This is a genomic window from Flavobacterium chilense, from assembly GCF_001602525.1.
Lineage (GTDB): Bacteria > Bacteroidota > Bacteroidia > Flavobacteriales > Flavobacteriaceae > Flavobacterium > Flavobacterium chilense.
Map to the genome: position 1 here is coordinate 106,639 of NZ_LSYT01000013.1, position 13,155 is coordinate 119,793.

The 13,155-nt window shown below is 33.7% G+C and carries 8 protein-coding genes; 5 read left to right on the forward strand and 3 right to left on the reverse strand.

Annotated features, from left to right (window positions below):
* Window positions 1–73: 73 nt before the first annotated feature.
* The 4 genes from A4F88_RS23675 to A4F88_RS23690 all read left to right on the forward strand — a co-directional run bounded on the left by A4F88_RS23675 (window position 74) and on the right by A4F88_RS23690 (window position 8,106).
* Window positions 74–1,504 (forward strand): peptidylprolyl isomerase, encoded by a 1,431-nt coding sequence (locus tag A4F88_RS23675; protein ID WP_068845409.1) that lies wholly within the window; start codon window positions 74–76, stop codon window positions 1,502–1,504.
* Window positions 1,505–1,582: 78 nt separating this feature from the next.
* On the forward strand, window positions 1,583–2,536 hold the full coding sequence (locus tag A4F88_RS23680; protein ID WP_068845411.1) for an AAA family ATPase: 954 nt from the start codon (window positions 1,583–1,585) through the stop codon (window positions 2,534–2,536).
* Window positions 2,537–2,946: 410 nt separating this feature from the next.
* Window positions 2,947–5,718: a bifunctional aconitate hydratase 2/2-methylisocitrate dehydratase gene (locus tag A4F88_RS23685; RefSeq protein WP_068845417.1), complete on the forward strand. Its 2,772-nt coding sequence runs from the start codon at window positions 2,947–2,949 to the stop codon at window positions 5,716–5,718.
* Between the two features lie 123 nt (window positions 5,719–5,841).
* Window positions 5,842–8,106, forward strand: a complete 2,265-nt coding sequence (locus tag A4F88_RS23690) for an aconitate hydratase (RefSeq protein WP_068845422.1) — start codon at window positions 5,842–5,844, stop codon at window positions 8,104–8,106.
* 160 nt (window positions 8,107–8,266) lie between these two features.
* Here A4F88_RS23690 and A4F88_RS23695 read toward each other — a convergent pair whose 3' ends face one another.
* Complete coding sequence (locus tag A4F88_RS23695; protein WP_068845424.1) at window positions 8,267–9,649, reverse strand: Kelch repeat-containing protein; 1,383 nt, start codon at window positions 9,647–9,649, stop codon at window positions 8,267–8,269.
* A gap of 241 nt (window positions 9,650–9,890) precedes the next feature.
* On the opposite strand from A4F88_RS23695, the gene A4F88_RS23700 reads away from it, so the two are divergent.
* Window positions 9,891–11,039 (forward strand): C40 family peptidase, encoded by a 1,149-nt coding sequence (locus tag A4F88_RS23700; protein ID WP_068845426.1) that lies wholly within the window; start codon window positions 9,891–9,893, stop codon window positions 11,037–11,039.
* Here A4F88_RS23700 and A4F88_RS23705 read toward each other — a convergent pair whose 3' ends face one another.
* On the reverse strand, window positions 11,040–11,435 hold the full coding sequence (locus A4F88_RS23705) for a response regulator (RefSeq protein ID WP_068845428.1): 396 nt from the start codon (window positions 11,433–11,435) through the stop codon (window positions 11,040–11,042).
* Window positions 11,425–12,849: a sensor histidine kinase gene (locus tag A4F88_RS23710; protein ID WP_068845430.1), complete on the reverse strand. Its 1,425-nt coding sequence runs from the start codon at window positions 12,847–12,849 to the stop codon at window positions 11,425–11,427. Before A4F88_RS23710 ends, A4F88_RS23705 begins: the two co-directional genes overlap by 11 nt.
* Between the last annotated feature and the right edge of the window lie 306 nt (window positions 12,850–13,155).

A 13,155-nucleotide genomic window follows, 5' to 3' on the forward strand; every position in this document is an offset into this window, starting at 1 on the left:
ATTTTAAAAATGATTTTAGTTTAAAAAAGAAATTTTAAAACAAGATCTTTACATTCAAATTAAATTTAAAATAATGTTATTAAAAAAATTACAACTAAAAACAATTGATTACAAGTTAGTGTTGACAATGTGTTTTTTATTTTTTTTCAACTCCATCATTTCAGCTCAGGAAGTAATTAAGGATGCAGTAGCTGAGAAACCAGTAGAGAAACCATCTGGGCAGAAACAAAAAGTTGATGGTATTATTGCTACAGTTGGAGACTATATTGTTTTAGATTCAGATATTGATAAAGGTTTTTTAGAAATTACAGCACAGGGAGGTTCTATAAAGGATATTACCAGATGTCAGATGCTGGGTAAACTTTTAGAAGATAAACTATACGCACATCAGGCAATTCAGGATAGTATTGTAGTAAGTGATGCCGAAGTGCGAAGCATGATGGACGAGCGTTTGAATTACATGACACAACAAGTTGGTGATATCAATAAAGTTGTAGCCTATTACAAAAAGAATTCAGTAGAAGAATTTAAAACTTATTTTGCAGATATCTTAAAAGAGCAAAAACTGGCTCAGGAGATGACAAAAAAAATCGTTGATGCTGTAGAGATTACTCCGGAAGAAGTTCGTAATTTCTTTAAAAAAATACCAAAAGATGAATTGCCAACTTTTGGAGCAGAAATGGAAGTAGCTCAAATTGTAGTAGAACCTAAAGTTTCAAAAGAAGATGAGCAAAAGGTAATTGACAGGTTAAATGCTATTAGAAAAGATGTTCTGGAAGGATCAAGTTTTGCTACAAAAGCAGTTTTGTATTCACAAGATCCAGGATCGTCGCCAAATGGAGGTTTTTACAAAATGACAAGAAAAACTCCTTTTGTAAAAGAGTTTAAAGATGTTGCTTTTAGTTTAGGAGAAGGAGAAGTTTCTGAACCTTTTAAAACTACTTTTGGATACCATATTATCATGGTAGAGAAAATAAAAGGACAAGAGGTAGAATTACGTCATATTTTAATTGCGCCAACAGTTTCTGAAACAGCCTTGAAGGATGCTAAAGAAAGAATTACAAATATTAGAAATAAAATAGTAAACAAAGAGATCGCATTTGCAGAAGCTGCCAGAACAGAATCTGATGAAAAAGAAACCAGAGCAAACGGAGGGACTTTAGTAAATCCAAATACTCAGGATACCCGTTTTGAGTTGACTAAAATGGATCCAACTTTATACAGCCAGGTTTCTAACTTAAAAGATGATGAAGTTTCTCAGCCACTTTTAAATACAGATGATAAAGGAAAAAAGACATACAAATTGATCACTGTAACTAATAGAATTGATGGACATACCGCAGATTATGCTAAAGACTATACAAAAATTAAAGAATTAGCCTTAAAAGAAAAGCAGATTACTACAATCTCAAAATGGTTTGACACCAAAATTAAAGATACTTATATTAAAATTATTGGAGAGTACAGAGATTGTAATTTTGTATACAATTGGTTGAAAAAATAATTTTTATTAAATAAATAAAAAGAGTTAGTTTTATGAATTCATAACGCTAACTCTTTTTAATTTAAAAAATATATCTAAATGTCTGACGTAGCAGCAATTCATAATTTAGTTCAAAAACGAAACGAATTAAAAAACGAAATAGCAAAAATCATAGTAGGCCAGGATGCGGTTGTAGATCAAATTTTACTTTGTATATTTTCTGGAGGACATGCTCTTTTAATTGGAGTTCCAGGATTGGCAAAAACTTTAATGATAAATACTTTGGCGCAAGCTTTAGGTTTAGATTTTAAAAGAATTCAGTTCACGCCTGACTTAATGCCTTCTGATATTTTAGGAAGTGAAATTCTGGATGAAAACCGACATTTTAAATTCATAAAAGGACCAATTTTTTCTAATATTATCCTTGCTGACGAGATTAACAGAACACCACCTAAAACACAGGCCGCCTTACTTGAAGCAATGCAGGAACGTTCTGTTACAATTGCAGGACAAAACTATAAATTAGATTTGCCTTATTTTGTTCTGGCAACACAAAATCCAATTGAACAAGAAGGAACTTATCCTTTACCGGAAGCTCAATTAGATCGTTTTATGTTTGCTATTAAATTAGAATATCCCACTTTTGAAGAAGAAGTAAAGGTGGTAAAGCAGACAACATCTGATAATAAAGTAGAAATTAAACCATTATTTACAGCTCAGGAAATTATCGATTTTCAGCATTTAATCCGTAGAATTCCAGTGGCTGATAATGTAATTGAATATGCGGTAACTTTAGTAAGTAAAACACGTCCTGATAATAGTTTGTCAAATGATTTTGTAAAGAATTATCTGGATTGGGGAGCAGGGCCAAGAGCATCTCAAAATTTAATATTAGCTGCAAAAGCTCATGCTGCTTTTAATGGTAAGTTTTCACCAGACATTGAAGATGTAAAAGCGGTTGCAACCGGAATTTTGCGTCACAGAATTATCAAAAATTATAAAGCAGATGCGGAAGGAATTACAGAAGAGATTATTATTCAAAAATTGATGTAAATTATAAAAATAGATATGATAAAAGCCTGACAGATCTTGTCAGGCTTTTCTATTTTAATTGAAGACTTAGTTTTAAATAATAATTCAATTTTTAGATTTTAAAAAGAAGTAAAATTGATCTCAAAACGACAACTATAACGTTATAATAGCTTATTTAGAACTGTTCTTTGTGGAAATAGAGGTAAAATCTCACTTACTTTATAACATTAAATTTCGACTTTGTTAATGAAAAGATTTTAAAATATCAATAATTCATTTTTTTAATACAAAATTGATATTTTGGTAAAAACAAGCAGTGAAAATCGTTTTTTAGCAATAATAATTTTTGAAAAGGCGACTTCTGTTATATTTTTTTTAATTATCGCCTTTAATGCTTAAATTTGCGTAAAAAAAATAAATCTGCCTTTATTATGAATATTTATAAGGATTATATCCAGGAAATTGAAGAACGTAAAAATCAGGGACTTCACCCAAAACCAATTGATGGAGCTGAATTATTAAGCGAAATTATTGCACAAATTAAAGATTTAGATAACGAGTATCGAGAAGATTCTCTTAAGTTTTTTATTTATAATACCTTACCGGGAACCACAAGTGCTGCTGGTGAGAAAGCTAAGTTCTTAAAAGAAATTATTCTTGGTCAGTCTGAAGTGAAAGAAATCACTCCGACTTTTGCTTTTGAGTTATTATCACATATGAAAGGCGGGCCTTCTATTGAGGTATTACTTGATTTAGCTTTGGGTAATGATGCTGATATTGCAAAAGAAGCTGCAAAAGTTCTTAAAACGCAGGTTTTTCTTTATGAAGCGGACACAGACCGCTTAATAGAGGCTTTTAAAAATGACAATCAAATTGCTAAAGAAATTCTTGAAAGTTATGCTCAGGCCGAGTTTTTTACAAAGCTTCCAGAAGTAGCAGACACAATTAAAGTAGTAACATTTATTGCTGGTGAAGGTGATATTTCAACAGATTTACTTTCTCCGGGTAATCAGGCTCACTCGCGTTCAGATCGTGAACTTCACGGTCAATGTATGATTACGCCTCAGGCACAGCAAGAAATTAAAGCATTACAAGCACAGCATCCTGATGCAAGTGTGATGTTAATTGCTGAAAAAGGAACTATGGGTGTAGGATCTTCCAGAATGTCTGGTGTAAATAACGTGGCACTTTGGACAGGAAAACAAGCAAGTCCATATATTCCATTTGTAAACATTGCTCCAATTGTTGGAGGAACAAACGGAATTTCTCCAATTTTCCTTACTACTGTTGATGTTACTGGTGGTATTGGTTTAGACCTTAAAAACTGGGTTAAAAAAGTTGATGCAGAAGGAAATGTTATTCGTAACGAAAACGACGAACCAATTCTGGAGCAAACATATTCTGTTGCTACAGGAACGGTTTTGACAATCAATATTAAAGAGAAAAAACTTTATAATGGAGATCAGGAATTGATTGATATTTCTAAAGCATTTACTCCTCAAAAAATGGAATTTATCAAAGCTGGTGGTTCTTATGCTATCGTATTTGGTAAAAAACTTCAAACATTAGCAGCTAAAGTTCTTGATGTAGAAGCTCCTCTTGTATATGCTCCTTCAAAAGAGGTTTCTCACGAAGGACAAGGTCTTACTGCAGTAGAAAAAATCTTCAACAAAAATGCAGTTGGAATTGCTCCAGGAAAAGTATTGCACGCTGGTTCTGACGTTCGTGTAGAGGTTAACATTGTAGGTTCTCAAGATACTACAGGTTTAATGACTGCTCAGGAATTAGAGTCTATGGCAGCAACGGTGATTTCTCCAATCGTTGATGGAGCATACCAATCAGGTTGTCATACTGCTTCAGTTTGGGATAAAAAAGCTCAGGCAAACATTCCTAAATTAATGAAATTCATGAACGATTTTGGTTTGATCACAGCTCGTGACCCAAAAGGTGTTTATCATGCAATGACAGACGTAATCCACAAAGTACTTAACGATATCACTATTGATGAGTGGGCTATCATTATTGGTGGTGACTCTCATACCAGAATGTCAAAAGGTGTTGCTTTTGGTGCTGACTCAGGAACTGTTGCCCTAGCATTAGCTACTGGTGAAGCTTCAATGCCAATTCCGGAATCTGTAAAAGTTACTTTCAAAGGAGATATGAAAGGGTATATGGATTTCCGTGATGTTGTTCATGCTACTCAGGCGCAAATGCTTCACCAATTTGGAGGAGAAAATGTTTTTCAGGGTAGAATTATCGAAGTGCACATCGGAACTCTTACAGCTGACCAGGCATTTACATTTACTGACTGGACTGCAGAGATGAAAGCAAAAGCTTCTATCTGTATTTCTGAAGATGATACTTTAATCGAATCATTGGAAATTGCAAAAGGCAGAATCCAGATCATGATCGATAAAGGTATGGATAACGAGAAACACGTTCTTCAAGGATTGATCAACAAAGCAGATAAGAGAATTACTGAAATTAAATCAGCTGAAAAACCAGCTTTAACTCCGGATGCAAATGCTAAGTATTATGCTGAAGTTGTAGTAGATCTTGATTTGATTGCTGAGCCTATGATTGCCGATCCAGATGTAAATAATGCTGATGTTTCTAAAAGATATACGCACGATACAATCAGACCTTTATCTTTCTACGGAGGTGAGAAAAAAGTTGATCTTGGATTTATCGGATCTTGTATGGTTCACAAAGGAGACATGAAAATCCTTGCTCAAATGTTGAAAAACGTAGAAGCACAAAAAGGAAAAGTTGAATTCAACGCTCCGCTTGTTGTTGCTCCTCCAACTTATAATATTGTTGATGAGTTGAAAGCCGAAGGTGACTGGGAAGTTTTACAAAAATACTCAGGTTTCGAATTCGACGATAATGCTCCAAAAGGTGCTGCACGTACAGAATACGAAAACATGTTGTATTTAGAACGTCCAGGATGTAACCTTTGTATGGGGAACCAGGAAAAAGCAGCTAAAGGAGATACAGTAATGGCAACTTCAACGCGTTTATTCCAGGGAAGAGTTGTAGAAGATACTGAAGGCAAAAAAGGAGAGTCATTACTTTCGTCTACACCAGTTGTAGTCTTGTCTACAATTTTGGGTAGAACTCCAACATTAGAAGAATATACAACTGCCGTAGAAGGAATCAACTTAACTAAGTTTGCACCTTCTAATAAACAGTTAGTTATGTAATCATATGATTATTAATATTTCAAAAGCCCGAGTGATAAACTCGGGCTTTTTCTTTTATAGCTCCTCTATTTTTTGTAACTTGTGATGTTCTAAATAAAATAAAAAAACAAAAACAATTATAATATGGCTTTTGATATCGAAATGATTAAAAAAGTGTACGAAAACATGCCAGGCCGTGTTGACAAAGCACGCGAGATTGTTGGTCGTCCACTTACCTTAACAGAGAAAATTTTATACAATCACCTTTGGGATGGAAATCCAACAAAGGCATTTGGAAGAGGAGTTGATTATGTTGATTTTGCACCAGACCGTGTTGCATGTCAGGATGCGACTGCTCAAATGGCATTATTGCAATTTATGCATGCAGGAAAGTCTAAAGTTGCAGTTCCTACAACGGTACACTGCGATCACTTGATTCAGGCAAAAGTAGACGCTGCAACTGATTTGGCCAGAGCAAAAACACAAAGTAATGAAGTTTTTGACTTCCTGTCTTCAGTTTCTAATAAATACGGAATAGGCTTCTGGAAACCGGGAGCTGGAATCATTCACCAGGTAGTACTTGAAAACTACGCTTTCCCTGGCGGAATGATGATTGGTACAGATTCTCATACTGTAAATGCAGGAGGATTAGGAATGGTTGCCATTGGAGTTGGTGGAGCTGACGCAGTGGACGTAATGTCCGGAATGGCGTGGGAACTTAAATTTCCTAAATTAATTGGAGTAAAACTAACTGGTAAATTATCAGGATGGACAGCTCCTAAAGATGTTATTCTTAAAGTTGCCGGTATTTTGACCGTAAAAGGTGGTACAGGTGCTATCGTGGAATATTTTGGAGAAGGCGCAACTTCGATGTCTTGTACAGGGAAAGGTACGATTTGTAATATGGGAGCTGAAATTGGTGCTACTACTTCAACTTTTGGTTATGATGCTTCAATGGGACGTTACCTGCGTTCTACAAACAGAGCAGATGTAGCCGATGCTGCAGATAAAATTGCGCCGTATTTAACCGGAGATCCGGAAGTTTATGCAGACCCGGAAAAATATTTTGATCAGGTAATCGAAATTAACCTATCTGAATTAGAGCCGCATTTAAACGGTCCTTTTACTCCTGATTTAGCTACTCCAATTTCTAAAATGAAAGAAGAAGCAATCAAAAATAACTGGCCATTACAAATTCAGGTTGGTTTAATTGGTTCTTGTACCAACTCTTCTTACGAAGATATCTCTCGTGCAGCCTCTTTGGCAAGACAAGTTGCAGATAAAAACTTAAAAACAAAAGCCGAGTTTACGATTACTCCGGGTTCTGAAGTAGTTCGTTCAACTATTGAAAGAGATGGGTTTATTGATACCTTTCATAAAATTGGGGCAACTGTTTTTGCTAATGCCTGCGGACCATGTATTGGTATGTGGGATAGAGAAGGAGCAGAAAAAGAGGAAAGAAATACAATTGTTCACTCCTTCAATCGTAACTTCTCTAAACGTGCAGACGGTAACCCAAATACGCTAGCTTTTGTTGGTTCTCCGGAATTAGTAACGGCAATGGCAATCGCTGGTGATTTAGGCTTTAATCCCTTAACAGATAAATTAATCAACGAAGATGGAGAAGAAGTAATGCTGGATGCTCCAACAGGAGACGAACTTCCTGCTAAAGGTTTCTATGCCGAAGATCCGGGATTTCAGGCTCCGGCTGCAGATGGTTCAGGTGTTCAGGTAGTAGTAAATCCTGCATCAGAACGTTTACAGTTATTAGCTCCGTTTGATCCATGGGACGGGAAAAATATTACTGGCGCAAAACTATTGATCAAAGCCTTCGGAAAATGTACAACCGACCATATTTCAATGGCTGGGCCTTGGTTACGTTTCCGCGGACATTTAGATAATATTTCGAATAATATGTTGATTGGAGCAGTAAACGCTTACAACCAAAAAACAAACGCTGTTAAAAATCAATTAACAGGACAATATGATGCCGTTCCTGCTGTTGCCCGTACATACAAAGCTGCCGGAGTTCCGTCTATTGTTGTAGGAGATCACAATTACGGAGAAGGTTCTTCTCGTGAGCACGCTGCTATGGAACCACGTTTCTTAGGAGTTAAAGCGGTATTAGTGAAGTCTTTTGCTCGTATTCACGAAACAAACCTTAAAAAACAAGGGCTTTTAGGATTAACCTTCGCTAATGAAACAGATTACGATAAAATTCAGGAAGATGATACCATCAACTTCTTAGATTTAACGGAGTTTGCACCAGGAAAACCATTAACATTAGAGTTCGTTCACGCAGATGGTACTAAAGATATAATTCTGGCAAACCATACTTATAATGAAGGACAGATTGGCTGGTTTGTTGCAGGTTCTGCACTAAACTTAATTGCTGCCGGAAAAGCTTAAACTTTTAAAATTCAATTATACTAAAAAACGCGCTGTGTAAACAGTGCGTTTTTTTTATTAGAAGCTCATCCGGCTGTTCGCTGTATCTTTTTATTTTTAAAGAAAAAATAAAAAGGATGCCGCTTCCATCCGGGCTAAGGCATTTGTTTTCAAAAGAAAATTATCCATTAGTTTTTACTGTATTCACTTCTTGTGATAAAATTTTAGTTCTGGTAGGTTTTGTGGTTTCAAATTCTTCAATGTCAATACTTAAAACATCAGCAGAAGCAGTTTTAGAATAGTTTTTGTCATTAACCCCTCCTAAAATATATAATTTATCATTGTCAAAATACATGGCACTATGTTTTAATGGTAACTCAATTTCATATTCTTTCAATTGCTTCGTGTTTAGATTATAAACATACATTTTTCGGGCTTCAAAAAAATAAAGAATACTATCATGATAAGCAATGGCAGGTCTTTCTATTCCTGAAAACAATTCGCCTTCTGTTTGCCATTTTTGTGTGTTTAAATCAAAAGTTTCAATTTCTGATACAGGGTTTCCATTAGTGCCTCCAATCAGATAAATTTTGTCATTTATTGTGATTCCGGTAGTTTCTTTTGCTGTAGGCATATTGGCAAGTTCATACCAATATCCTGAAGTAAGGTTATATAAATGGACCTTATTGGTAAAATCTTTTTTGCCATTTTCCGTCATTTTTACAGAACCACCCATTACAATAATATTATCCTTGTAGAGGAAAGAAGCAAAATCAGAAGCCTGATGCGGATTTGTATTGTCTGTTTTAATAGTATTGCTGTTAAGGTCTAAAACTTCAATCTTATCTTGCAAATACTCAAATTTTCCGTTTACAGAGATTCTTTTTCCGCCTAATACATAAATGCTATTGTTGTATAAATGAACATTGTGATACGCTCTTTTTGCAAATTTTATAGGCGAAATTTCCCAACTATCAGTCTTAATATCATAAGTAGAAAAATCACCTTTATAAAGCAAAAGTGTAGAATTTTGTCGCAGTTCATCCTGAAGATCTTTTAAAGAAGGGTCAGGTTTTTCTGCAGTGAGTTTCTTCCATGGATCAGATTCACGAGATCCGTCTCCGCCAATAATATAGATTTTGCCATCCTTCAGAAACGATCCAAATGCAAAAATGGGATATTTTAAAGGAGAAAGTTTTTTGAACGAAAGTTTCGATTTTAACGTTAGCTTTTGGTTGACGGGAACAGTTACTCCGGATAAATTTTCAATGTCTTCTTTAAGCGAGACTTTAAACTTTTGCTGTGATAAATCACTCAGAGAAATTTTTGTTGTAAGATAACCAATATGAGAGAATTCTAATATTTCGTTATTATTGTATTTTGGAAGAAGCTTTAAAGTAAATTCACCGTTTTTATTCGTTATGGTTCCAACTTTACTAGATACAGCAAAAACGTTAGTATCTTCAATTGGAAGATTGTTTTTCTGAGAAACAATTACACCATTTATGGTTTGAGCAATTGAAAAGAAAGGAAGAAAAGCTAAAATTAAAAGTAATTTTTTCACACTATTTTCGGATTTAGATTAGTTTTGGTTCAAAAAATGTCTTCTTGTATAAAAAGCAGGATTTCAAAGTGTTGGCACAATTTCTATGCCGAGCTTGTTAAATCAAGGTAAATTAGTTGTTAAAAAAGGTGTATTATCGACTTTAAAAAGTTAAATTCGCTTTTTTAGGTAATATATTTGCTCCTTTTGAGTTTGAATTATTGTCTTAACTTAAAAAAGTATTCATTAAACTTTAATAGGTATGGTTTTTAGATTAATTATAGTATTGTTTTTTTTTAGTGTTGGTGTTTTTTCTCAGGAAAAATTTATCAAACATAAAATATCAAAAGGAGAAAACCTTACTGTAATTGCTAAGAAATACGGAGTTAAAGCTAAAGATATTGCAGAAGCAAATCCTAATGCCCCTAAAGTCTTAAAATTAAATTCAGTTTTATTAATCCCTAATAGTAATAAAAAAGGGACTTCAAAAAAAACAGAAGTTATTGTTAACACAACCCCTCCACCAACATCAGTATCAACTCCGGGAACACATGAAGTTTCAGCAAAAGAAACTCTTTGGGGAATTTCAAAAAAATACAATGTTTCAGTAGATGATTTAAAGAAAGCCAACCCGCTTTTAGAAACCGAAGGCTTAAAGATTGGGCAACAAATCAATATTCCGTCAAATGCCATTGCATCTTCTTCGCCAGTAATTGAAAACACTCAGCCACCAGTTCAAAATAATGTAGAAGTTTCACGGGAAGTTCAATCGAAAGAAACAAAATACGCCATTGCAAAAGAATTTGGAATAACGGTTGCCGAATTAGAAAAGCAAAATCCAGCAATCAAAAAAAGGTTAAAAGTAGGTTCGGTACTTAAAATACAAGTTTCTCAGGAAAAAGCAGATGCATTACAGGCATTAAAAACAGAGCAAACTATTTCTTCTGCAGAGCCAACTGTTCAGGTAGCCGAGGAATCAACTGTAAAAAAAGATTCAACCTCAGTATTCAGAGTAAGCAATCATTCAGATTTAATTAATCAATTGATTGTAAATGCAACCGAGAATATAGGGACACGTTATCGATCGGGAGGAACAACAAAAGCAGGTTTTGACTGCTCAGGATTAATGATCTGTACTTTTAATAATTTTGATATTAAGCTGCCAAGAAGCTCTATAGAACAATCAAGAATTGGTACAAGAGTAGGTACAGATGAAGCACAAAAGGGAGATTTAATCTTCTTTAAAACCAACGGAAGACGCCATATTAACCATGTTGGAATGGTGGTCGAAGTTTCAGACGGAGAAATTAAATTTGTTCATTCTTCAACCCATGGAGGAGTAATGATTTCTTCAACAAGAGAACCTTATTATCAAAGGTCTTTTTCTCAGGTAAATCGAATTTTAGAATAATTAATTAGAAGTTAAACTAATTATAGTAGTAAAGTCTTCAATCTGAAAAGGCTTGTTTAAAAATCCGGTTACATAATTATTCCCGTTTATTAAGTCAATTTCTTTTGGATCTAAAGTTGAGGAGAGTACAAAAATTTGAGTTTCTTTTTTTACTTCATTTTTAAGCTTATCAAAAGCATCCAAAAATTCAAAACCATTCATAACAGGCATTTGAATATCTAACAGGATAATCAAAGATTCATGGTTTTTCCTGGTAATGAGCCAATCAATACCTTCTTTACCATTGTTTGCAATTACAATTGAATCAACATGAAGCACTTTCTTAAATAATTGCCTGATAATAAGCTGATCAATTAAATTGTCTTCAATTAATAAAAATGTAGTTTTAAATTCCATGAGAGTGAGGTATAGTTACAGTAAACTTGCTTCCGATGTTGCTTTCTGAAACCACAGAAATCTGACCTTTAATATTTTCTACAGCTTCTTTTACAATATAAAGACCAAGTCCGGAGCCTTTATTTTTATTAGTACCAAAGTACATTTCAAAAATAGAATCTTTAAACTCTTCATTAATTCCAATTCCGTTATCAGCCACTTCAATATTATGAGAACCGTCTGCGATATAAGTTTTAATGCTAATAAACATTTCCTGTTTACTATTGTCAGCATATTTTATGGCATTCGAAATTAAATTACTGATAATGATCTTTAAGCGTAATCCATCACTCTGAATCTGATCAACCAATACTTCCTGTTTAAAAGTTATCTTGTTTGCATTTTCGATGTGCATGAGCTGCGAAATGGCTTCATTGAATAATTCCTGTAAACTAACAGGTTCAATTACAATTTGTTTTCGTTTGTTTTTAGAATAATCGATGATGTCGTTAATAAATTGGTCTTGTTTTGCCAGACTTTGATACATTAAACCCAAATAATCTTTTATCTGATCAATATCATCTTCCAGTTGTGTAATTTCGATTAAACCTTTTAATGAAGTTATAGGAGATCTTAAATCATGTGAGGCACTATAAACAAAACGGTCTAATTCGCGATTTACGAGTAATAGATCTTCATTTTTAACTTCGATTTCTTTTTTAGAAACAAGTAGCCGTTTTACCATTATAGAATAGTAAGAACAGACACTTAAGATGATAATAAGGATAAAAATTATATTGGTTATAATAAGAAGACTTTTAATTTTTCGGGTTCCCTCACCCAGAGTATTCGAAAAGTTACGTTCGTTAATAGTAAGCTTGTCGCTAATATTACTAATTTGATTAAGATATTTTTGCTGATCTAAAGCTGTCAGTGCGTTGTGTTGAATTTTTGCATTAATCTGTGTTCCAATAATAAAAAGCTCATTTATTAAATTATCACCTTGTTCCCATTCATGAATTGCTTTTGCCAGAAAAGAAATCTGTTTAAAATTTACAAACAGCCAAACAAGATCGTCAAGATCGTCTTTATGATTGCGTCCGATGGTAAAGCCTTGTCTTGCAACTTCATTATCACCTGCTTTTAAAAGAGTTCTACGCGCAATACCATCACCCTGAGGAACTTTAAGTTCTTCATTGTACAATTTCCATTGAATAGGCTCTTTGGTATATAAATAAGTAATCAAATGACGGGAAGCATCTTTTTGCCCTTTTGAATAGTGAGATTCACCATTAACATAAGCTCTGTTAGCAGACAATATTTTAATAGTAAAAAAATTGATGCAGATTAGTAAAGCACAGGAAATAAAAACAATTAGCAATAAAACAAAAACATTAGGAAGACGAAAATTCTTAAAAAAATGACCTTTAGACATAATTCTTCAATTTGTAGGTTAATAACTTAATTTTCTGCCTTAAAAAGTCCGCTTTGGCTGAGTGTCTGTTATAAAAAAACGTTTGGGAGCGATTTTTTTACTGTATAAATGATAAACAATTGTTAATTAAATTGTTCAGTATTTTATGACTTATAGACACCTGTATCAAATTTAATAAAAAAAGAGCATGTATTTACCTATAGTTTCTTTTTTCTTTTTAAAATTTAAATGATTCATAAGTATTTGTTAATCAGTTATTTATTACTTGTTTTTTGCTTATAAATTGAAGCTTGATGGATTTACTTA